We start from the raw sequence: 22,800 nt of genomic DNA on the forward strand, positions 1-22,800 counted from the left end.
AGTGCAGTCGACGAGGAAACCGCGGCCAATCGGCCGGAGCGAGCCGTCCGCACCATCCGCACGGCCGATTGCTTCGCCTCCGGGGGTATCCGTTCGGCGCAGCCATGAGCTCCATCATGTCCCCCAGCCCACGGGCTCCGACCAACCCGGGATGCAACCCTGCGAACCGCCGCGGCGTGTCACCGCCGACGTTGCCCGACGGCGTTCACGATCCCGACTCCTCCGTGGTGATGAGAATTTCACCACACGACCTCCGGCAGATCGCGAGCGCGGTGTCCGCGTCCTCGCCCACGGCGATCACTTGCCCCACTCGATCCCAGCTCGAGTTGAGCGCTCGGACCTCCTCCCCGATGGAGACGCCGACTTCGACGTCCAGCACTCCGTCCAATTCACGTGCGGCATCGGTTCCCTCGATCCCGGTGACAACACCGGGCTCTCCGCTCAAGAACAGGGTGGCTGCAGCCCGCAGCAGGTTCGGCCGCTCCTCGAGATCCGGAAGGTCGCTGCTGGGCCAGGCAACCGTATAGGCCTCGATGTCAAAGCCATATGCCGCCTCTATCAAGTCCCGGATACGGCCGCCCCCGGGACGGCCATGGGACTCGATCACCCGAGGCCCGTCGGCAGCGAGCCGTAATTCGGTGTGGGTGGGACCGTGCATCACACCAACTGCATCGAGGAATTCCAGAGCCGCCGCCTCGATGACCTGCTCGGTATCCGTATCGATCCTTGCGGGAATCACGTGTCCCAACTCGACGAAATTGCTGTTCGTGAGTTTCTCGGTGATGGCCACGATCACGTGCCGCCCTGCGAAGGTAAACGCCTCGACACTGTACTCACGACCGTCGATGTAGGGCTCGACAACAAATCGATCCAGCGGGAAGGACTTCGCCGACCGGTGGGCGGACCCCCTCATCCGGGAAATATTCTCCCAGCTCGCGCCGATTTCCTCCGCATCACCGACCAGCTGCACGCCCAGACTCGCGATGCCGTCGACAGGCTTCACGATCAACGGGTAACCATGCTCCTCCGCGAACACCTCCAGGTCCGCCCGATCCGTCACCTCGGCGGCGGGGACAGCGGCGGATCCCACTCTGCTCAGGTGCTCGCGCATACTCAGCTTGTCCCGCAGCAACCGAGCGCTTCGATGCGAGAGGCCACCCAGGTTCAGCAACTCGTTGATACGCGCCGCCGTCTCCACTCCGGCCTCCCCGGTGGTGACCACGCGTGTGAAACCGTAGCTTTCGTGCGCTGCGGTGACCAACGGTTTGACGACCGACCAGTCGGTGAAGTCGACCAGCAGCGCAGCATCCACCAAGGCGGCGTGCTCCGGTGTGAACTTGTCAGGTTGCTGGAGATACACGACGCCCAGGCCGCGCTCTTTCGCCTTGTGGACGTTCTCGATCCGGCCGCCGATAATCAGGACTCGCTCTACTGACATGCTGTTCCTTATGCTGGGAAGGACAAGTCCGCGCAGGCAGGCACAGGGCCGCTCACGCGGTGGGAGATCCTTCGGCGATCTCACAGGACGCGGAGACGCGTAATTCCTCGGCGAGTCGGCGCATTTCCTCCGCATTGGCACAGTCGAGCACGGCATAGGCCAGTCGGTCCCCGGAACTCTCGGCAGGACGCACGGGCGTACCGGCAGACAGCCGTATGCCGTATCGGGCGACTCCCGAGTGGGACGCCCAGTCCGCGAGGTCGAGCGCGACCAGGGTCCCCGCACACTCCGCACTGAGGAAGAGGCTTCCGGCCGAGCGCGCAGGTTCCGATCCCGGCGGCAGCTCCGGCGTCTCCTGCAGAGCCAGTCGCAAGCAGGCCTCGTAGATATCGACACCGTGGGCACGGGAGACGATCTCCATGAGATGGTCACCGGGCGTACGCACAGCGACCTCCATGATCACGAGTTCCTCGGCAATGGGTGTCCTGAACTCCAGGTGCACGATGCCGGTGGAAACCCCCATGGCTGCCACCACTTTCCGACACAACTCCTCGGACGCCTTGCGCAGCACCGGACGCTCGGTGCCGTAACCGGCCTCGTGAAGAAGCTCGACGAAGAACGGCGCGCCGGTGGTCTCCTTCCGAGTCAGGTTGGTGAACAACACCCTGCCGTTCTCCACCAACGCCTCGACGCTGTACTCGTGCCCCTCGACGTACTCCTCCACCAGCAACGGACCCTCGGAGCCCCTGCGCGCCAAGGCGTCCTGCCACTCTTCGGGGGTGTCAATCCTCTCCACTCCCCGGCTGCCTTGCATCGAGACGGGCTTAACCACCACCGGCAGTCTGGGCAGAGCCCACTCCGTCGCGTTCTGCAGTCGATCGTGCAAGTACCCGGGCTGCGGCAGGTCGGCACGCTCGAACTCACCACGCTGAAGGGCCTTGTTCCGAGAGATGACTGCGGCGTCCAGTCCGGGCCCCGGAACCCCCAGACGGTGCTGAAGGATCGCCGTAGCCAGTACATGCGGCTCGGCAAACCCCAGGACCCCACGAGGCCGCATGCGGTCCGCCAGCACCGTGGCCGGAGCCAGCCATGCTTCGTCCTGTGCCCCCTCCTCCACCGGCTCGAAGTCGGCAATGCACGAGAAGCGCGATGCGAGTGCCCCACACCGATCGGCGGTCTCCACCACTCCCACCCGCAACCCCATCGTTTCGGCGGCGGACAAATAGCCCTCGGCCATGCCTCCCACACCGATCAGTACAACAGTTCGCTCCGTAGCGGTCAGTGGCATGGCGACTCCTGATTCCGTGCTTCCGATTGCCTCCCGAAACTCACCAGCTCGTCTACGCCGACCTCGCGTACCGCGGCTGCGCACAGCAAGGACTCCAATGCCTCCATCCATTGCTCAGCCCAGCCGGGAGAGCGCATCGCAGTGTCCACTTGGAGCAGGAGGTGAATCCCCGCCTCGCTCACGTCCGCACTCAGGTAGCGCGATGCCTGCCACAACGGATCATCGAATGTCCAGGAGGTGCGACGCAGGGACGCCATCCCGCTGAGCTCCTCCTCCGTCACCTCGCGTCGGGGTAACGAGGTGGCTCTCGGCCGGTAGTTGAGCGTGGGGGAGATGTCCAGCCGCACACCCCGTTCCTCTTCGACAGCCCGGTGAATCTCGACGAGTCCGGTGGGGGGGTAAGAACCGAACCGGTGTGCACCCAGCGCGGCTGACGCCGTTCTGTGGACCAGCTCCGTGAAGGGCTCCCGACCGATGTCCACACAACAGGGGACGGGTTGAGAACAGGGCACCACGGCATTGACCAGCTCCGGTCGCGACCGGTTGGCGGTGATCAGCTGCGCATAGCCGGTACTGCTGCCCTCGAAAGCCGAATCGACCGCGATCATGGCTGCCGTGAGCACGGCGGCCACGCTCTCTCCGCAGCGCAGAGACACTGCGCCCACCGCCAGGTCGAGTGCGGGCGACCGGTGGGACAACGAACGGAACCGGTCTCCCTCCGGCGTGGCACCCCGCGGTGGAGGCGCAGCCGGCATCCGGCGAAACACGTCCGCGATTCGCCTTAAGGCCCGCTCCGCCATCCGTTGGCCGCCTTCCCCCGCCTCTGCGGCCGCCTGCTCGTACGGCTGGCGTCCCGGTTCCCCCGTGCGGGACTCCGGCCAGTCCGGATGGCGTACGGCGACGGTGGCAACAAGATGGTCGGTAACGGGCAGGAGAGCGAACGCGTCCACCGCGAGGTGACTGAACACCAGCGCCAGAAACCGGGGGGCCAGTCCCTCTGTCACCACCGCGGCGCGCAGTGGCCACTCAGCGGCCACGTCGAACGGTTCCTCCGCGAGCTCCTCGACAACGGCGGCAGCCGCGTCCACCGCTGCATCCCCCGCTCCCGCCTCGTGGACAGCGAGCCGCACGGTACCCTCAGCATGGACGCGCTGCCGCGTGGAAGGTCCTTCGCGCACCACGGTACTGCGCAGACCCTCGAAGCGCTGCAGCAGCGTTCTCAGGGCATCGGCCACTTCGGCTTCGGTGACACCGTGCTGCAATTCGTACAATCTCCTGATTACCAGGCCGCATCCGAATGACCGAGCCGAATCCGTCTCCGCCAGGTAGTACTGCTGACTCCATGTGAGGGGAACCAGCCGGTTCTCACCGCCGGTGAAGCGAACCGCGCTGTACTCGAGCCCCACCATGGCGACTAGGACCGCCCTTCGGACTCGTCGAAGGGTGACCAGCTGAAAATCAGCTTCTCACCCGCCGCCCTGGCACGGCTCAGGGCTTCGTCCCGGTCAGCGCCTTCCGCGATGACCCAGGCAGCACGGTCGCGATTCGAGCCGTTGGCCCTGTAAACCATGCCGGGTTGCACTCCAGGTCGCATGTGCACTTCATGCACACCTTCCATCGACTCTGCCTCCGCCACACCGTCAATGGCATCGAGGCGGCCCAGCGGCGCCGACATGAGGAAGTGCACGACCGCGGTGCGGTCGCAGTCCAGGGTCAGGTCGGGTATTCCGCCGATCAGCGCAGTCATGTGAAGCCGACACATGTCAACTCCGCTGGTGACACGGACCAGTTCAGGGATGCGGTCCCCTGCGATCCGCCCGTTGACCTCGATCACCCGGGCATCCTCACCATCGGCCGTGAGCTTCAGCTCCACATGAGCCGGCCCCCAGATCACACCGATCGCCTTCACAGCCTGCTCTGCCTTTTCGAGCAGTAGACGCTCTCGCGCGCCCGAGACGGGGGCCGGGAAAATATGGCCCATTTCCAGGAAAAATGGTGGTTCGCTGCAGATCTTCTCGGTGAGGCCGAGTACCCGTCCATGCACGACCTCAGCGGAGTACTCGTCTCCCGGCACACATTCCTCGACAACGACCTGGGGCGTCACCTTCTGCCCGAGGTACTCCCCGATCCGCATGATCTCCTCGGTGATCGCGGTGACCTGGTCGGCCGAGTCGCAGCGGCGCACCCACAGACTGCCGGTGAGGTCGAGCGGTTTGACGACCACGGGGAAGCCGAATTCGGCAGCGGCAGCCACTGCCTCCCCCGGGGACGCACAGACCTGGAAGAGAGGATTGAGACCAGGGGTACCCGCCATCGCCCGGCGCATGGACGCCTTGGAGCGGCAGGCGGTCACGGCTGCAGGGTCCGGGCCGGCCAGTCCGAGCCGGGAGGCGACTTCGGCGCCGATATCACAGTAGTACTCGTACACCGAGGTAACACCGATCAGTTCTCCCTCTGCGGCGATCTTCCGGCAGGCCGCCAAGACGGCGTCGACGCTGTGCGTGTCGCAAGAACGGATCTCCACGTTCAGATCGGCAAAGTCACGTCGCAGCGAAGGGGCCATCGAGTCCGGGGAGGCTGCCAGCACGAGAGGGGTCACCCCCTGCTCCAGCAGGAACTTGGCACAGTCCTGGCCGGCACCGGTCAGTGGTGACTCGACGAAAACGACGATACGGGGGAACTCCCGGGGAGCCATACGCATACTCCTTGATCAGAATCTCGGGGCCGGTCATTTGGAGGTGTCGGAGGCGAGGGGCGGTTCCTGTGGAGCAGGCCTCGTCTCCTCGGCAGGTAGGTCGCGCATCCCGGACAACCGGGAAAGGAGCAACCACAGGACACCGGAGGTCATACCGATGCCGGCCACGAACAGGCCTCCACGAACGCCGATCCACTCTCCGAGAACACCGCCGGTAAGCGATCCGAGCGAGAGGATTCCCCAAACGATGAACCGCACACTGGCGTTCATCCTGCCCAGCATCTGCGGCGGGCACAGGGCCTGACGAATGCTGACCTGGCCCACGTTGTAAATGACGATTCCGAGACTGACGGTGAACCAGGGAATCGCGAACAACGCGATTGCCCAGCCTGTGCCCGAGAACGGAATCAACAGTGTCATCGGCACCGCGACCAGATACGACATCCACATGGTTCGCACCTGACCGAGCCGAGCGGTGAGCCATCCGGCCACCGTCGCACCCGTGATGCCGCCCAATCCGCTGACCGCCATGAGCAGACCGACTGTGGTACCGGCCAGACCGATCTCATCCACCAACAGCAGCATCACCAGGGGCAGTGCCATGCCGTAGAAGAAATTGTAGGTGGCAGCGGATCCGGTAACGGCTCTGAAAATCGGCTGCCGCAGAACGAAAAGCAGGCCGCTCCTGATGTCGGCCCCCATGCTTCGTCTCTCGCTGTGCTTCGGCTTCTCTTCGACAGTCCTGATACGAGACAGCAGGCCGACCGACAGCAAGTGGGCGAAGGCTTGAAAAGACACGGCGAGGGAGGCCCCCACAAGCTGCACCAGAGAGCCGCCGAGAGCAGGCCCCGCCATCCTGGAGACCGCGTTCGTGCTCTCCAGCTTGGCGTTACCCTCGACAAGATGGTCCAGTCCCACGACGGCCGGAATGTACGAGTGGTACGCGATCTCGAAGAAAACGCTGGCGAGGCCGATAGCCAGTGACATGATCATCAGGCCGGTGAAATTCATCCATCCCAGTGCGAACCCCACCACCGTGCAGGTCAGAAGCAGGGCACGCAAAACGTCGCAGACGATGAGGATGGGACGTCGGCGCATCCGATCGATCAACGTGCCCGCCGGTAGCCCAACGAGCAGATACGCGACGGTCTGCGTCGCCTGCAACAATCCCATCTGGAATGGTGACGCGGCCAGCAAGGTTGCCGCCAGAAGCGGGAGAGCCACCCTGGTCATGTGAGTGCCGAGCATACTGGCCGTCTGCGCCGCCCAGAACAGGCGGAAATCCCCGTGCTTGAGCAGTGACATGTTCCACCTACCAGGCAATCGAGGGGCAGGGCGCCCCGATGTCCGAACCGGACACGAAGGAACGGTGGTGAATCCGGTGGTCCCGTACGCAATCGTCATGACCGTCGATCCGCTGCGGCAGCCCGAAGACATCGCCGGCCAGGTCACAGCCCACTGCTTGAAGAGATTCGGGATCGTGCTTCGGGTACTCCGGGGCTCTTCCGCCGAGAACGGGCACGTCCGCGTCGCTCATGGCTGGAGCCGCTGATGAGTCCAGGGAGAGCTGTCGCCGGACCGCTCGTAGCGCAGCCGACGGTGCAGTCGGTCAGGGCTGCCGTACCAGAACTCGATGCTGTGCGGCACCAATCGGTAACCGGTCCACTCGGTGGGCCGCGGCACCGGTTGCCCTGCCTCCACCAGAGCTTCGGCCCTGGACCGGAGCTCCGGCTCATCGTTCAGGGGGCGGCTCTGGCTCGACACTGCGGTCGTCGCCTGCGCAGCGAGCGGACGCCGGGCGAAGAGCGCGTCGGAATCCTCCGCGGCCAGGATTTCGACCGGGCCTTCTGCCGTGAGCTGCTGAAGGCTTTCACGCCAGTAGAAGGTGATCGAGGCCCAGGGCGAGGACGCCAAGTCGCGGCCTTTCCGACTGCCCTGAAAACTGGTGAACAGCAGTCCTCGCTCGTCGATCTCCTTCACCAGTAGCACCCTGCTCGACGCCTTGCCCGATGAATCGGCCGTGGCCAGCACGGCGGCGAACGGCTCACGCACCCCGCGGTTCACCGCGGATTCCAGCCACTCGTGCATCAGTCCGTGCGGTTCCTGCGGAGGTGTGTCGAATTCCGGCAACACCAGAGCGGTGTCACCACTGAGCGTGTGCGTGTTCGGCGCCATCCGGTCGTCTCCTTACTCGTCTCTCGTGTCGAAGCCCCTGTTGGGCGGTAATTCCTGTGGTGGATCAAGGCCATGGACCGAGTTCCGGCAACGAGTCGGTGGACCCGTACGCCTTGGGAGTCCGGCTCACCGGGCGTCCGGTGAGCCAGGCCGCCAAAGTGTTCTGAAGGCCGTGAACCGTGGTGGGAGTGCCCGTTCCGTACTCCCAGCGACGGTCCGTGTCACCGGCCAGAAGAACCGTGGTCCGGTTCTCCGGGAGACGCGGCAGCAGGTAGCCGACCAGGTGCTCGCCGAGGGCATCGCTCCAGTCGTCCGCCCCGTACCCGACTTCGAGGTCGGCATAGTGCACGTGCACCTCGCGCCACCAGCACAGCTGAGTCGCCAGCAACGTCGAATCACGATAGGCGGATGGCAGGCTCCAGTCGTCCGGACCCAACTCGGCCCAAGCCTCCTCGAGCCGGGTGAGTCCGTCCTCCAGGTCCGCCATGAGCTCACCGGCCGATCGCCCCGCCCCCTTCTCGATGGAGGCGTCGCGGCCGGGACGACCGTCGTCGTAGACCGCGACGATACGACCCTCGAGGGCGGAACGCGCCTGACGTGCGAAGGCTCTTGCGAGATCTCCGAGATGGGTCAGGACGTGCCCCCTGCTCCACCCCGGAAGACCGGTCGCCTCCCGCATCCGGGAATCGTCGAGTGCAGACGCATCCGACCGCAACCACCGGTGCGTCTCGGCGATCTCCTCGAGCCGCTTCCTGGGCTCGGTGTCCCGCTGACTCATCTGTTCTGTCACACCTCCGCAGTCGTGAGCATGTCGTCGAGCTCCGAACTCTTGTCGACCTGCTCCCAGAACTCCCGCATCCATCGCAGGATGTCCTGCATGACGTGGTGGTTCTGGTTCGGCCTGAGCGCACCGAGCTGGAAAAACATGACGCCCTCGCTCGGCGGACCGAGCAGAGTCAACCGCTTGTCCACCGTCCCCTCGGCTCGCACCGGGTGGAAGTCCTCGGTGAGGTCGAGGCCACCCGGCTCGAAATCCGGTTCGTGGAGTCCCGGATTGCGCCACTTCCGGACGATGCCACGCTGCAACAGGTTCGGGTAGATGGGCAGGACGTCGTTCTCGGCGTCGAAGGGATGGACACGGGAGTCGACGAGGACATCGATCGGCAGCACGGCGCCCGTGAGAGGCCCGCACACCACGAACCGCCCGTTCTCCTCGTCCATGGCTATATCGGATTTCGGGCCGGCCGACACGTCCACCAGTCCGCATTCGATCAGCGCTCGAATCTTCTCCATCACTTCGAGCGCGGCACCGTTGCAGAGCCGATTGTGGTGACGCATGAAGACGTCGAGGAAGTCACGGTGCGAGGATGCGTGTAGACCGCCGAAGTCCACTGCGGCAGCGAGAACGCCCCGTAGATCGCGCCACACGCCGTCAGCCGCTGCCTTCGCCGGGTTCGTCAGGTTGTCCTGGGCGGCCCAGCGGTGATCGACGTCGATAAAATCCAGCAGGGCACGTCGGTACTCCTCGCCTGTGGAGAACGAGTCGCGGGGGATCGGCCAGATCGAACGTTCCCACGAGAAACGGTTGTCCGCAGCCTTCTTGGGATGCCGCCACGGAGACTCGGCCCCGGCGACGGCGGCGGCGAGCCCGGCGGGATCTTCGAGGGAGCCGACGATCCCGTCGGCCTTCTCCGTCCCGAAAACCACGTTCAGAAATCGGCGCAGCGCCGCCTCGACATCCCAATCGCTTTCCTTGGCCGCACTGAGCGCGAAATCGCCTGACAGGACACTGTCGACCATCTCGACGCCTTCTTCGACGAGAGCTTCGAGAGGAGCGAGAAGACGCCGTACGGAGAGGTCGGACTCCGCTCCCCCGCCTCCGTCCGCGAGGAACGCATCGTATTCGGGACGCGCGGCCCTCTCGAGATGGCCGCCGAAGTCGGCGCCGAACAGCGTCGTGTAGTACAGATGAGCCATTTCCAGTACGACCACGGGAAAAATATGGTCCCGGAAGTTGAGCTGCCACTGCTCGAGGCCGCCGATGGTGGTGGACCGGCCGACCGTCCGCCGTAACCTGCCCACCGCGTCCTCGGTGAGGAAGACGCCCTTGTGCTCGAGTTCCTCCGGATTTCGCTCCTTGGCGTTGTAGGGACGGGCGAAGGTGAACAGCCCGGCACGACTGAACATGACGATGGAATCGGGCTCCTCGCCCGAGGCACGGTAAGTGAGCGTGCCATCGCCCTGCTCCTCGAAGACACCACCTCTGCCCTCGGTCAAGTGCAGGATCACATCGATGCCGGTCAACCCCATACCGACGCACCCGACCGTGCTGCCGGGCCCGGCCCGATCCGGTTCGAAAGCATTCTCGAGCGGATAGGCGGAGGGAACGAACCCAGCAGGGTGACGTTCGGCGAACCGCGCCCACGCGGCCTGGCGGGGGTAACGCACCGGGGCGTTGGAGGAATGGCCGGTGAGCATCAGCACGTGGTCGGCGTCCAGAACCTGCTCACCGTCCTCACCAAGGACCCGCAACCTGCCGTCGGACAGCTCCTCGAGATCGGTCACCTCCGCGTGGTGTAAATGGACCTCCATCCCCGGCACCTCACGCAGCATCCTGACATAACGAAAGAACTGCTCCCGCAGCGCCAAGCCGTGGATGTAACGCTTCGGCCAGTCCTCTGCCACCAGGTCAAAAGCGGTGTCCCCGGTCTCCTCGTACCTGGTGCGGCACCATTCCAGCAGGGTTGGCCGTTCCTCCTTCGGCAGCAGCGGCCCTGCTCCGACCACGCTCTCGTCGGCCGCGAAGGCAACCTGACCGACAATACGATTGAGGAAACTGGTGACCGGCTGGTCGATGCTGTGCACCTGGCCAGCACCGAACTGCCCCGAACGATCGAAGATGTGAATGCCGAGAGATATCGGAGCGGCTGCTGCCCGCGCTGTCGCGGCAAGCCGGTCCAGCACATAGGTGCAGCTGGGTCCCGCACCGACAATGGCCAGTCTGTTGGAAGGCATGGTGAGTCTCCTTGTGGGATCTGTTGGCCATTCCGGCCTTTCCGTCACGCCTCCGGGGCGGTCTCCTCGACGACCACTCGGTCGAAGGCCGCCAGGAAGCCGGCGATGTCGGCGCCGTCGAGCTGTCCCATATTGGCGACCCGGAAGACGCCCCCGAGCCGCGACTGCGTGGAGTAAATGACGTAGCCCTCGGCCTTCAAACCGTCGTGTAGCTCCTCGTAGGTCATGCCGTGGGGCACGTAGACGTGGGTCACTGAATTGGCGCGCTGCTCCACCGGCAACAGAAACCGGGCATCCCGTTCGGCCAGGCCCGCGCGGATCATCTCGGCCAGTGCGGTGTACCGCTTGCCACGCCCTTCGACACTCTCCTCCAAGGACTTGTCCAGAGCTTTCTCGAAAGCGGTCAGCACCTGGAGAGCCGGGGTGAACAGCGGCGCGTTCTTCCTGTCCTGCGAGATGAAGTGGCCGTACAGGTCGAGATAGAAAGTGCGGGTCGGTACCGTTTCCAACGCTTCGAACTGTGCGCGGGAGGCCGTCACGAAGCTCACCCCGGGCAGCCCTTCCAAGCACTTGTTGGCGGTGCCGACACACCAGTCGATGTGGTCGACGTCCAAGTCGAGGCGCTCCGATCCGAGGCTGCTGATGGCGTCGACGGCGAGTCGACGACCGTGCTTGGCGACCACGGCCCCTATCTCCCGCAGTGGGTTGAGCATCCCGGTGCTTGTCTCGTGATGGACCAGGCCGACGTGGGTGATACCCGGGTCCTCGGCGAGTGCCCGGTCAACAGCGGCGACGTCGATCGGATTGCACCAGCCGAACTCCATACGACGGTGCGCAATGCCGTGTACTTCGACGATGCGCCGGAGACGTTCGCCGTAGTTGCCATTGTCCAGAATCAGGATGCGGCCGTCCTCGGGCACGATCGAGGAGAAGGTGGCCTCCAGAGCAGCAGTGCCGGAACCAGCGAGCAGCACCGAGGTGTGCCGATCGTCGCCACCGCTGATCCGCGTGGCCTTCTCACGGACACGGGTCATGAGCGCGGCAGCTTCCGGCTCCCGATGGCACTGGTCGGGAGAGGCCATGGCGGCACGTACGTCGTCGTGCACGTTGACCGGTCCGGGGTTGAGCAGCACCAGGTGATCGGCAGTGGGTGCGGCAGTACTCGAATACACGTCGGAAACTCCCGAGGACAGACGTTGAGAAGTACGGAGGAGCGCTCCGGGTGAGCAGCCGGAGTCGACCGATGCGGTCATCCACGGCCTCCTACCCGTGAGTTGTCCCGCGGCGGGGTTGCCCGCGCGATCAGGGTGTAAGGCACGGCCTGCGGCCATTCGGCGATCGGCGCGAACATGTGGCGCAGCCCGGCCGCGTATCGGTCACCGCCGGTGACCACACATTCGGCTCCGCGCTGCGCGTGCGCCACCAACGCGTCGAGCTTGCCCCCCATGGCCCCGCTGGTGTCCCACTCGGCGGCCTCCCACACGAGCTTGTGCGCAGGCGCGGGATCATCGGCATCGACCCACGGCAGTACGGGGTCGTCCTCGCTGCTGCCGGTCAGGATGCCCGGAACATCGGTGAGCGTCACGATGCGCACAGGAGCGAGGGAATCTTCGATGAGCATCCCGGGCACATGGTCGCTTCCGAATATCCGCAAGCCCCCGGCAGCCGTGAGAACGCAGTCACCCGACAGCACCGGCAGCACACCTTCGGCCAAGAGCCGTCGAACAACTGTGATGTCAGCTGCGATGCCGTCCCCGCGTTCCGAGCAAATCGCCGCGACCTGCATTGGCATGGCACGTATGCCCGCCTCGCGGAACGCCGTGGTCCACGCCCACTTGACGGCGAACGTCGCATTGGTGAGTCCCAGAGATGCGAATTCGTCCGCGGCATCGAGGTCGCGGACCGAACCGTGGCCAAGTGCGCCGCCACCGGCGACGAAGACGGCCCTCCCCGGGAAGGTCCGTACGAGATCGGCGACGAGACTCGCGTAGTCACGTACGGCGGTGGCGTCGAGATGGTCGTCGGTGCACTTGTCGGAGACCAGACTGCCCCCGACCTTGATCACGAGTGTGCGCGGCTCCCCCACCCTGCAACATGGCCGGGACACCGCTGTCCGCGTCCTCACCGGGCCCCCACAGCGACCCGGGAAGCCTCGGTGACGACCCGTTCGACCACGTCGTCCAAGGGCTCTTCCGCGTCCACGGTCAGCCACCCGTATCGTTCCGCCCAACCGTCGAGCACGGAGAGGAGGCGCTCCTGGTGCGTCAGGAAACTCTCCCGGGCACACTCCGGGTCCATCCCGCACTCGTACGGAACGACGTCCCTGCCGACCTTGCGTTCCCAGGCTCGCTCGGGGGAGAGCCGAAGGTAGATGGTCTGCTCGGGGACGGGCAGAGCGGACACCACACCCTCCGCCCAGGAGCTGTCGAGACCGTAGACGATCTCGCTCGCGGCATGCTTCATCCAGTAACCGTCGAGCAGCGTGACCGTATCCGAGCGGATCGCCTCGGGGACTCGCCCCAGGAGGGCGTGGGAGATGGACCACATCAGAAAGAGAAACCGGGTGGTGTTCGGCATCTCCGCGACGCAGAGCCGGGTGTCGGGAACATCCGGCTTCATGAAGCGAGTCGCAGGGTAGGCGGAGTTGTCGACGATGTCCCACCGATCGACCCGCTCGGTTGGTATCTCGCTGTCATCGAGGCGTTGAGCGACGAGCCGGGTGACAGTGGACTTGCCGGCTCCGTCGGAACCTACGAGCGAGACGATCATGCCGTACCCCCCTTGCTCGGAATCCGCTCCTGCAACTCGGAAACGACCGACCACAGAACTCCCGGAGTCGCGAAAGTCTGCTGAGTAAGTTTCTCGTCCTGAATCTCGATGCCATAGGTGTCCTCGAGGGAGACGACCAGCTCGACGATGGCGATGGAGTCGAGCCCATGGCCGGGCAGATCTGTGTCCACCCGCATTACGGCATCGGAGGCGAGGTCGACATGGCGCCTCACCAGCTCCTCGAAACGGCTGTCCCAGAGTGGGTTCATGGATTACCCCGATTTCGATGAAGTAGCGGATGCAAATCAGTCGTGGGGAACATTCGAGCTTCCGCTGCCCTCCTTGCGTCCGGTGTCGAAGAGACGTTCCAGGAATCCCAGTGACCACCGAGCCGTCCTGCCGTCGAGGGTTCCGTACTCCTCCAGGTAGTCGGTGTTCCCGGGCCGCAGCGCATCGAGAACCTTCGTCGGAATCGCTTCCGGATAGAGCACGGCGGTAAAATGCAGCGAGTAGTACACGATCGACTCGGCGCCGTAGTTCCCGACGCGGACGAGGAACTCCTGCCAGTCGGCATCGCGGTAGCTTTCGGCCACGAGTGCGAGGTCGAGAAACTTGCTCATCTGCAGATCGACGCTGTCCTCGATGAAGCGCAGGCTGGTCGCCTCCTTATGCAGGTGGGAGCACAGGTCCAGAAGGCGGTCAGCGGGGCTCGGAACCCGAGTCCTGGATCCGCACAGTACAGCGGGCACACTCCTGTCCAGCAGTTCAGCGGCCGGTGCACTCACGCCCGATTTCTTCTGGAAAACGTCCTGACACAGGTCCACGTTGAATTCCGGCACATCCGGTCGGTGCCCGGCTTTCAGGTAGGGGAGCTGATTGCTCAGGTTGACGCGCCAGAAGATCCGAGTCTTTCGGCTGAACGGCTGCACCTGTTCGCCGTCCTCGACGAGCTGTCCTTGGACGTAGCCGAGTCGTTCCAGCACCTCGTGAGCCCGCGGAACGTCCTCGATGTCCACCAGCAGGTCCAGGTCGTTGATCCGACGCAGCGACGGGTCACCGTACTCACCTTCAGCGAGGGAGAACCCCTTGCGCACGGCATGCCCGACTCCCGCCTCCGCCATCTCGCCGAACACCCTGCCGAACTCGTCGGCCAGTGCCAGGTTTCGCTGACGGTTCCCGAGATGGGCGGTGGTGAAGACCCACCCGTAGGGAAATCCCTTCATTCCATCGACGGCGCGGTCCAGCCGATAGTTGAAGACATGGCGCCCAACCAGGGGGAGCAACTTGTGTCGAGCCGCAGCGTCGAGGAAAGCGCCCCAGTCAATCTCGTCGCTCGCCGTGAGGGCACGAACAGCATGCCGCTGCTCCGGGCCGAGCCGTAGCCGAGCCAAGATCAACAGCAAGCGGGCGTGTGCGGGCAGTTCGGAATCGGCCGTGGAGGCGGTCCCGGCAGGAGAGGAACTCCTCTCCGGTGCAGTGGTCATCGTGCTCCTTCCTGATCGACAGCCGCCCGGAGGGATCGGTGGTCGACCTTTCCGTTGTGGGTAAGGGGCAACTGGTCCCATTCCCGCCATTGCCGGGGCACCATGGCCGGAGGGACTGCGGCACGAAGGGCTTCCTCCAGCTCCTTCGGTGCGACCGGTCCGCGCGGGGAGTAATGGGCGACGAGTTCCGGGCGATCCCCATCGCCCGAGACCGTGACGGCGCAGTTCTCGATTCCCGGATGACGGCTGAGTGCAACCTCGATCTCGTCGAGTTCCATCCGCACACCGGCCACCTTGACCTGCCGATCACTACGCCCGAGGTACTGGACGAACCCCTCGTCGAAACAGGCGAGATCACCGGTTCGATACAGCCGCCGGGTCGGTGAGGCCGGGTCGAAAGGGTCATGGAAGAAGGCCCGTGTGGTGGTTTCGGGATCGTTGAGGTATCCCAAGCCGACGCCGGTACCACCGACGAACAGTTCACCGGGCTCACCCGGCTCGGCCGCGCGCCAAGTGCCGTTCTCCCCCTGCACGAGAAGGTAGAGCACCGTGTTGGCGATCGGTGAACCGACCGGGAGCCGCGGGCGGGCGATGTCCGCCCGCGTCACCACATGATGGGTCACGTCGTCGGAGCACTCGGTCGGCCCGTAAGCGTTGATCAGGGACACGTGCGGCAGCGCCTCGAGAACACGTGCCGCCGTGGCCGGACGGAGTTCCTCCCCTGTGGAGAGCAGTCGGCGCAGTCCGTTCAGCTCCGCACCGCCGGGCCGGCACGTCTCGTCGACGAGCCAACCGACGACGGTGGGAACGAGTTCGACGACAGTCACGCCGGTGCGCTCGAGGGTCTTGACGAGGCGGCGCGGGAAACGCATGTCCGCGTCGTCGACGACCACGACATGTCCGCCGACCAGCAGCGGGCAGAGCATCTGCCAGATCGAGATGTCGAAGACCAGCGGGGCCGTGAAGGCGAGCACGTCATCGGCGTCCAGTGCCAGGTCTGCGACCTTGGCCCACAGGTGATTGAGCATGCCTTGGTGCTCGACCGTCGCCCCCTTGGGGCGTCCGGTGGTGCCCGAGGTGAATATCGTGTAGCGAATTTCCTGTGAGCGGTCCGACACGTCCATCGGCGGGAGTCCCCCCGTTCCGCCCAACTCGGACAAGCGCAGCACCTCAGTCTGTTCGGCGACCGCGGCCGCCCGCGCAGTCCGGGAGTCGCTCTCGGTGGCGGCGTAGTCGAGCAGCAGGGCGGACCGGCTGCGTCCGAGCACGTAGCGGACGCGCTCCTCCGGCCAGTCCGGGTCGATGGGCAGGTAAGACGCCCCGATGCTCTCCAGAGCCAAGAAGACGACGAGGGTGTCGGTGCTACGGGGACCGACGGTCGCGACGACCTCTCCAGCACCGAGTCCTTGGGCCAGCAGCGACGTACGTACCCCGGTGACCCGCTCCAGCAGGGCGCGGTAACTCAGCGTCAGATCACCTTCGGTGATGGCGGGACGCCCCGGGTCGCTCTCCGCGCGCCTGGTGACGTACTCCAGAACACCGGTCCCCGTGTCGATCTCCACGGAATTGCGCAGGGCCAGGTCGGCGGCGCGCGAGGTCGCTTCGGGGGCGAGGGGCAGTTCCCCCCGGATACGCGCGGCCCCGCCCGTGTGCTGCGTTGTCATCGTTCAGCACCCCCGGCGGGGCTGCGATGACGCTCCACGTCGTGGAAGAACCGTTCGACCACGGTGAGTTCACCGGCTTCCCTGGCGCGGGTGTGGACGTGCTCGCCCACCGCCAGGTCGAGCACGCCGAGCCCGAAGGGCGAGAAGACCACAGTGCGGTCGGTGGGGATGTCGGTGGTTCCGGTGAGGACGTCGTACAGGGTGCCGTCGATGAAACCCCTCCCACCGGCCCGCTGTGCGGCCAGGTGAACCGAAGTGTTCGCCTGGAGGACGTGCTCGGTGTCGTCGACCACGTTGACGCTGTCGAGGATGACCTCCGGGCTCAGGTCACGCAGGGACACGTGGAGCACCAGCGGATGGTGGTCGAACCAGGACGGCTCGGTGATGTGCGGAGTGGCCGCGGTGGTGGCGCAGACGACCACGTCCGACGACCGGATCAGCCGCTCGGCGGAATCGTGGACCCGGACGGGGACACCGCCCGCGGTGTTCCGCAAATGGTCCGCAAAGCCCTGGGCGTATTCCTCCGACAAGTCGTGCACACCGAACTCCTCCGGCGCCCAACCGAGATCGGACAGGTATGCGTGCAAATAGCGGGCGATGAGGCCGGTGCCCAGGTAACCGATACGGCGTGGTGCAGGCCTGCCTCCGGTGAGGGCACGTGCTGCCACCGTGGCAGACGCGGCCGTGCGAGCCGCGCTGATGATGGAGCTCTCCAGACAGGCGTATGGGTATCCGGTAACCGGATCGTTGAGGATGAGGACAGCGGAAGCCCGGGGGATCCCTCGCTCCGGGTTGTCCGGGAAGCTGGCGATCCACTTGAGACCGTCAACCGCGGAAGCACCGCCGAGCGAAGCGGGAAGGGCGATGATGCGAGCGGTGGGGCGGTCGGGGAACTTCAGGAAGTACGAGGGCGGGTTGACGGTCCTGGCTTCTCCGTGCAGGAGGTAGGTCTTCTGAACGAGTTCGACGACCTCGTGCTGCCTGCCGTCGAGCATGCGGTGAACGGTTCCCCCCGGTACGACCGAGAAGTCCGGGATTTCAGCCTGATTGTTCACTGGTTCTCCAAGAAATCCTGCGGGATGTCGCGGTAGTGCTCGGCTACCCATGCGTCGTCGTAGATCGTGTCGATGTATCGCTCACCGAGATCGGGGGCGATGGCTACGGCTGTGGGCGCCTTCGCCGCGTACCGGTTCAGCCACTGGAGGGCAGCACTGACCACGGTTCCCGACGAACCGCCGAGAAGCACCCCCTGCGCCGCGAGCCTTCTGCACATTCGAATGGCGTCCGGCTCGGGGACCCGTACGACCTCGTCCACCAGTTCGGGATCGATCAGTGGCATGGGGGTGCTCGCGCCGAGTCCCGGAATGTGCCTGGCCCCGGGGGCACCGGAGAAGTTCACCGATCCGACGCTGTCGACGGCAATGATGCGCACCTGCGGCCGATGTTCGCGGAAGTACCGAGCGCAGCCCATGAGAGTGCCGCCGGTACCGGTCCCGATGAACAGGGTGTCGAGGTGGGGGAACTGCTTGGCGATGTGGGCGGCGGTGTTCTCGTAGTGTGCGATCCAGTTGTCGGGGTTCTCGTACTGGTTGAGCCATACACACGACGGATCTTGCGTGCAGCGTTCCCGCACATAGGTCTTGCGGGCGGCGAGGTAGCTCCCGGTGGCATCGGGCTCGTCGACCACCACGACCTCGGCACCGAGTGCCCGCATGAGACCGGCCGTGGACGGGTTGCACTTCGGGTCGGTCACGCAGACGAATCTCAGCCCCTTCGACGCGGCGACCATGGCCAGTGCCACGCCGAGATTGCCGGAGGACGACTCGATCAGCACGGAGTCGGGGCCGATGATCCCTTCGCGCTGTGCGCTCGCCACCATCCAGGCGGCGGATCGGACCTTGACCGAGCCCGCGAAGTTGAAACCTTCGCACTTGAGGTACAGGGGGGAGTCGAGTACGTGGCGCAGGTCTATGTACACCTCGCTGTCGAGAAACTCGTGGGCCCCGGTTATGACGGTCATGCGCTCTGTTCACCTCCAGCCCGCCCGCCATGCGTCATGAGCAGTTCTCACGCGTGCTTTTGCCAGTCGGACATACGCTGCAGATGAAAGATTTCCCCCACGGAAGCGATCTTCTGCTCCAGAACAGTGGTATCGCCGGCTTCGTAAATGGCGCTGTACGCGTTGCGCAGGGCGGTGAGCGCGGCACGCATGCCCTGGTTGGCGTAGATGACCGCGGAGACGCCGGCCGCCCGGACATCGTCTATATGCCAATCGGGGTACGTGGTGGGAACTATGACCACCGGTAGGCGGTTGTCCCAGCGATCGAGGAAGTCCATCACCTCGTCCTTGCTCGGAGCCTTGGAATGAATGAGCACGGCATCGGCACCTGCCTGGGCGTATGCCGCGCAGCGCTCCACGGCCTTATCGACCCCCAGGCCGGCGATGAGAGCCTCGGTCCGAGCGATGACGAAGAAGTCCTCGGATGACTGCTCATTTTTGGCGGTCTCGATTTTGCTCGCGAAATCCATGGTGCTCAGCAGGGTCTGGTCACCACTCGCGAAGCTGTTCATCTTGGGAAACAGCTTGTCCTCTATACAGACCGCAGTAATGCCGGAACCCTCGAATTCGTGGACCATGTGGGCCACGTTGTAATTGCCTCCGTAGCCCGTGTCGCAGTCGGCCACCACCGGGATCTCCAGAGCCTTCTGAATGTTGGCGGCCGCCTCGAGGTACTCCTTCATGCTGAGAATACTGGCGTCGGGAAGGCACCGCGATGCGGATACCTCGAAACTCGACGACCACACCGCCTAAAAACCGGCCTCCTGAGCAAGAGCTCCACTGAAAGCATGGTGGGCCCCTGCCACGCGGACCACTTCATTTGCCTCGAGCACGGAGCGGAACGAGGGATAGCTGCACTTGAGCATCTCCGGCCTTTCTAAAGAAATGCATGGGCGATACCGGGCGAGCACGCGACTTCGTCGATAACGCTTCCCCGGCTCTTTTCCCACAATTCTGCTGCGTCGATCGGCATGTTCCGGGGAAGCCAATCAGAGGCTGTCAACTCTGTCAACTAATGCACCAAAAGTTGTCATGTGCTTGTCAAGGTGCCTTCGCTCGGTGCAGCATGTCGTGCATGACATACCGGCCACACATCGTCGTGCTGGATCCCGTGTCCTCAAATGCCCTCGCTGACCTGCGTCAATACCACGAGGTCACAGTGCGGACGCATCCCGGCCACGACGAACTCCTGGCCCTGGCCGCAGAAGCCGAGGCCTTGGTGGTGCGCAGCGGAGTGCGGATTACCGCCGATGTCATCCGGGCAGGGCAACGCCTGAGGGTCGTGGCACGGGCCGGCTCCGGAACCGACAACATCGATCTGGCTGCATGCCGTGAAGCCGGCGTGCAGGTCTTCAACATCCCGGGTGCCTCGGCACCTGCGGTGGCCGAACTTGCCATCGGACTCATGCTCGCCGTGACTCGCAACATTGCCTTCGCCGACCGCCAGGTCCGCTGTGGACTGTGGGACAAGCCCAACCTGGCCGGGCCGGGACTGCAGGACCGCATTCTGGGCATGGTGGGCTTGGGCCCGATCGGCTCCCGAACGGCCGAACTCGGCGCGGCCTTCGGCATGCGCGTACTTGCCGCCGTTGCACGGCCGTCCGAGGAACGTGACGAGAGGCTGCGCGGGCGTCACATCGAGAGGGTCGAGCTTCCCCGCCTGCTCGAGGCGTCGGATATGGTTTGCCTCGCGGTACCTCTCACCGAGGAAACCGAGGGCCTCATCGGCGCCCCCGAACTCGCCCTCATGCGCAACGACTCATATCTGATCAACATCTCCCGCGGCGGAGTGGTGGACGAGCAGGCTCTGTTCCATGCGCTCCGAGAAGGCACCATCGCGGGAGCCGCACTCGACGTCCACGAGCACGAGAGCGGCATTTCCGGTCTGTCCGAACTGGACAACGTGGTACTGACCCCGCATATCGGCGCCACCACCACCGACACGCAGGAAAGAGTCGGCCGTCTCCTGGTGCAGGAGCTGCGTACCGTCCTGGCAGGCGGGTCGGCGACGAACAGCGTGTGCTGACCGTGGCGGATTCCATGAATGCGGCCGTGCTCACCGAGCTCCGCTCCATCGAGTACCGCGAGACAGCAGCTCCCGAGCCCGGCACCAATGAACTGCTGGTCAAAGTTTCCTCCACCGGCATATGCGGATCCGACCTCGCGGCCTACCGGGGTACCCATCCCTACAAAACCGCTCCCGCCGTGCTGGGCCACGAGTTCTCCGGAGTCGTCGAGGCCGTCGGCGACGAGGTGACCGGCTTCGTCATCGGGGACCAGGTGTGCTCGGCTGCTTTCTCGCACTGCGGTACCTGCCCCGAGTGTCTCCGGGATGCCGGCCACTTGTGCGGCCGGAAGCTGAACCTCGGTCATCTGGAATGGACGGGTTCGTTCGCCGAGCGGATCGTCCTGCGTCCCAATATGACTCATCAGCTGCCGCCCGAACTACACCCCGTGGCAGGGGCACTGGTCGAGCCGCTCTCCATCGGTCTGCATGCGATGCGCCTCATGGCCGAAGACGTGAGCAAGGTACTCGTACTCGGTTCCGGCACCATTGGCCTGAGTTGTCTCATCGCTGCGAAACAGCTCCGGCACAGCTATGTGGCGTGTGTCGATGTCGGCACCGAGAAAGGTGAGCCCGCTCGAAAGCTGGGAGCCGACGCCTACGTCGACGCTCTGCTCGGCAACCCCGTGGACAGAGCGTGGAAAGCCCTGGACGGGCCTGCGGACGTCGTCGTGATCGCAGCCGGATACCACGGGGTAACCGACCAAGCTCTCCACGCAGTACGTGCCGGGGGCGAGATCATCGTGGTCAGCTACTTCGATGGTCGGCACCCGGTTGAGTTGAACACCCTGGTCAGCAGCGAAGTGACCGTGCACGGCTCGGCACTGTCCACCGGCCGAGACTTCACCGAGGTAATCAGCTGGCTCGCAGCCGGAGCGGTCGATCCGCTCCCCCTGGTCACCCATCACTACCGGCTCACCGAAGCGGAGACGGCATTGCGACTGATGGACCAGGCCGAGGTCCCGACCGGCAAGATCATGCTCCACGTGTCCACCGATCCGGACGAGTTCGCGGAAGAACGGAAGAAATGAGCAAAGGTATACAGGCTGCCGTTGTCGGCGGCACGGGTTATGCCGGTGGCGAGATGTGCCGGCTGCTACTCAACCATCCCGAGGTGACGGAGATCGTTCCCACCGCTCGTGGTGACGAATCGTTCGAACGGCTCCACCCGAACCTGCTTGGGTCCGGTCTGGAGTTCGCCGACGCGGAGGACGTTACCGCCCGAGCGGACACGCTGGATGTGGTCTTCTTGTGCACACCTTCGGGAGAGGCCATGCGCCGGGTACCGAAGTTGCTGGAAGCCGGTGTCCGCGTGATCGACCTCAGCGCAGACTTCCGATTCGCCGATCCGAATGCGTACCGAACCGCTTACGGAGCGGAACACAGCGCACCCGACTTGCTGTCCGAAGCCGTGTACGGAGTCACCGAAATCAACCGGGACCGATTGCCACAGGCACGACTGGCCGCGAATCCGGGTTGTTACGTCATCACCGCACTGCTCGGTCTCGAACCGTTGCTGACCGGCGGGTTCGCAGCTCTTGACTCGCCACTGCACATCGCGGCCGTCAACGGCACCACCGGAGCCGGCAACAAACCACGCACCGAGACACTGCACGCCGAGGTCTTCGGTTCGATGCTCCCGTACAGTCTCCAGGGGCATCGACATGCCCCCGAGCTGGAGGACCGGCTCTCCGCTCTCGCAGGTGGCGCTGTCACGGTGGACCTGAGTACCGCGCACGGAAACTTCGCCCGCGGCATCTACATCCAGTCCAGTGTCCGTATCCGTGCGGAGTTGCGCGAGGAGCTCACTCGCGAACTGCTGCTGTCCCGCTACGTCGAGCGGTACGGGACCGGATCCGGCGGGGAGTACTTCGTACGGATCAACGACCAGCCCCGGCTGGGCGGTCTGACCGACAAGGATTACGGCAGGTACCCGAGCTTGGCGGGAGTGGTCGGCTCCAACTTCTGCCACATCGGTCTGGACTATGACGACAAGCGCGGCATCGCCAAGGTCGTCTCCGTTACCGACAACCTGGTCAAAGGCGCTGCCGGTTCCGCGATCCAGAACATGAATGTGATGTTCGGCCTGGACGAGACCGCGGGGCTGCGCAGTTATGGGTTGTGAGACCGCTGGCTCCCCCCTGACGG

General features: G+C 64.9%; 21 protein-coding genes. 3 read left to right on the plus strand and 18 right to left on the minus strand.

Features of this window, described 5'->3' with window-relative positions:
- Nucleotides 1–205: 205 nt before the first annotated feature.
- The 18 genes from JOF55_RS06920 to JOF55_RS07005 all read right to left on the minus strand — a co-directional run bounded on the left by JOF55_RS06920 (nt 206) and on the right by JOF55_RS07005 (nt 19,333).
- Complete coding sequence (locus tag JOF55_RS06920) at nt 206–1,438, minus strand: ATP-grasp domain-containing protein (protein ID WP_310271300.1); 1,233 nt, start codon at nt 1,436–1,438, stop codon at nt 206–208.
- A 52-nt stretch (nt 1,439–1,490) separates the two neighbouring features.
- Complete coding sequence (locus tag JOF55_RS06925; RefSeq protein ID WP_310271302.1) at nt 1,491–2,726, minus strand: ATP-grasp domain-containing protein; 1,236 nt, start codon at nt 2,724–2,726, stop codon at nt 1,491–1,493.
- Complete coding sequence (locus JOF55_RS06930) at nt 2,717–3,997, minus strand: condensation domain-containing protein (RefSeq protein ID WP_310271305.1); 1,281 nt, start codon at nt 3,995–3,997, stop codon at nt 2,717–2,719. Before JOF55_RS06930 ends, JOF55_RS06925 begins: the two co-directional genes overlap by 10 nt.
- Nucleotides 3,998–4,140: 143 nt before the next feature.
- Nucleotides 4,141–5,421, minus strand: coding sequence for an ATP-grasp domain-containing protein (locus tag JOF55_RS06935; protein ID WP_310271308.1), 1,281 nt, complete (start codon nt 5,419–5,421; stop codon nt 4,141–4,143).
- A gap of 33 nt (nt 5,422–5,454) precedes the next feature.
- Nucleotides 5,455–6,726 (minus strand): MFS transporter, encoded by a 1,272-nt coding sequence (locus JOF55_RS06940; RefSeq protein WP_310271311.1) that lies wholly within the window; start codon nt 6,724–6,726, stop codon nt 5,455–5,457.
- A gap of 7 nt (nt 6,727–6,733) precedes the next feature.
- A complete protein-coding gene (locus JOF55_RS06945; protein ID WP_310271314.1) occupies nt 6,734–6,958 on the minus strand; it encodes a hypothetical protein in 225 nt (74 codons plus the stop codon).
- Nucleotides 6,955–7,596: a phenazine biosynthesis FMN-dependent oxidase PhzG gene (gene phzG, locus JOF55_RS06950; RefSeq protein WP_310271317.1), complete on the minus strand. Its 642-nt coding sequence runs from the start codon at nt 7,594–7,596 to the stop codon at nt 6,955–6,957. Before phzG ends, JOF55_RS06945 begins: the two co-directional genes overlap by 4 nt.
- Nucleotides 7,597–7,660: 64 nt before the next feature.
- Entirely contained in the window at nt 7,661–8,374 is a 714-nt protein-coding gene (locus tag JOF55_RS06955) for a maleylpyruvate isomerase family mycothiol-dependent enzyme (protein ID WP_310271319.1), read from the minus strand.
- An 8-nt stretch (nt 8,375–8,382) separates the two neighbouring features.
- Nucleotides 8,383–10,611, minus strand: a complete 2,229-nt coding sequence (locus tag JOF55_RS06960; RefSeq protein WP_310271322.1) for an FAD/NAD(P)-binding protein — start codon at nt 10,609–10,611, stop codon at nt 8,383–8,385.
- A 44-nt stretch (nt 10,612–10,655) separates the two neighbouring features.
- Entirely contained in the window at nt 10,656–11,864 is a 1,209-nt protein-coding gene (locus tag JOF55_RS06965) for a pyridoxal-phosphate-dependent aminotransferase family protein (protein ID WP_310271324.1), read from the minus strand.
- Entirely contained in the window at nt 11,861–12,676 is an 816-nt protein-coding gene (locus JOF55_RS06970; protein WP_310271327.1) for an amino acid kinase family protein, read from the minus strand. The genes JOF55_RS06965 and JOF55_RS06970 overlap by 4 nt, the downstream gene beginning before the upstream one ends.
- 56 nt (nt 12,677–12,732) lie before the next feature.
- Nucleotides 12,733–13,380, minus strand: a complete 648-nt coding sequence (locus JOF55_RS06975) for a hypothetical protein (protein ID WP_310271330.1) — start codon at nt 13,378–13,380, stop codon at nt 12,733–12,735.
- The gene (locus JOF55_RS06980) at nt 13,377–13,649 is read right to left on the minus strand and encodes a phosphopantetheine-binding protein (protein ID WP_510184009.1); all 273 of its coding nucleotides are present in this window, start codon (nt 13,647–13,649) and stop codon (nt 13,377–13,379) included. The genes JOF55_RS06975 and JOF55_RS06980 overlap by 4 nt, the downstream gene beginning before the upstream one ends.
- A 36-nt stretch (nt 13,650–13,685) precedes the next feature.
- Nucleotides 13,686–14,864: a nucleotidyltransferase domain-containing protein gene (locus JOF55_RS06985; RefSeq protein ID WP_310271336.1), complete on the minus strand. Its 1,179-nt coding sequence runs from the start codon at nt 14,862–14,864 to the stop codon at nt 13,686–13,688.
- The gene (locus JOF55_RS06990) at nt 14,861–16,528 is read right to left on the minus strand and encodes an amino acid adenylation domain-containing protein (protein ID WP_310271339.1); all 1,668 of its coding nucleotides are present in this window, start codon (nt 16,526–16,528) and stop codon (nt 14,861–14,863) included. Before JOF55_RS06990 ends, JOF55_RS06985 begins: the two co-directional genes overlap by 4 nt.
- Nucleotides 16,525–17,583: a 2,3-diaminopropionate biosynthesis protein SbnB gene (sbnB, locus tag JOF55_RS06995; protein ID WP_310271342.1), complete on the minus strand. Its 1,059-nt coding sequence runs from the start codon at nt 17,581–17,583 to the stop codon at nt 16,525–16,527. Before sbnB ends, JOF55_RS06990 begins: the two co-directional genes overlap by 4 nt.
- Nucleotides 17,580–18,548, minus strand: coding sequence for a 2,3-diaminopropionate biosynthesis protein SbnA (gene sbnA / locus JOF55_RS07000; protein WP_310271346.1), 969 nt, complete (start codon nt 18,546–18,548; stop codon nt 17,580–17,582). The genes sbnB and sbnA overlap by 4 nt, the downstream gene beginning before the upstream one ends.
- A 47-nt stretch (nt 18,549–18,595) precedes the next feature.
- Entirely contained in the window at nt 18,596–19,333 is a 738-nt protein-coding gene (locus JOF55_RS07005; protein WP_310271350.1) for an isocitrate lyase/phosphoenolpyruvate mutase family protein, read from the minus strand.
- Between the two features lie 329 nt (nt 19,334–19,662).
- Between JOF55_RS07005 and JOF55_RS07010 the strand changes: the two genes are divergently transcribed.
- From JOF55_RS07010 to argC, 3 genes are read left to right on the plus strand one after another with little or no spacing between them, the layout of a single operon-like run.
- On the plus strand, nt 19,663–20,613 hold the full coding sequence (locus JOF55_RS07010; RefSeq protein ID WP_310271353.1) for a hydroxyacid dehydrogenase: 951 nt from the start codon (nt 19,663–19,665) through the stop codon (nt 20,611–20,613).
- 14 nt (nt 20,614–20,627) lie between these two features.
- Nucleotides 20,628–21,683 carry a zinc-dependent alcohol dehydrogenase gene (locus tag JOF55_RS07015; RefSeq protein WP_310271356.1) on the plus strand — a complete coding sequence of 352 codons (1,056 nt, stop codon included), beginning with the start codon at nt 20,628–20,630 and terminating at the stop codon, nt 21,681–21,683.
- A complete protein-coding gene (argC, locus tag JOF55_RS07020; protein ID WP_310271359.1) occupies nt 21,680–22,777 on the plus strand; it encodes an N-acetyl-gamma-glutamyl-phosphate reductase in 1,098 nt (365 codons plus the stop codon). Before JOF55_RS07015 ends, argC begins: the two co-directional genes overlap by 4 nt.
- The last annotated feature ends 23 nt before the right edge of the window (nt 22,778–22,800 follow it).

The sequence above is a fragment of the Haloactinomyces albus genome (genome assembly GCF_031458135.1).
Taxonomy (GTDB): Bacteria; Actinomycetota; Actinomycetes; order Mycobacteriales; family Pseudonocardiaceae; genus Haloactinomyces; species Haloactinomyces albus.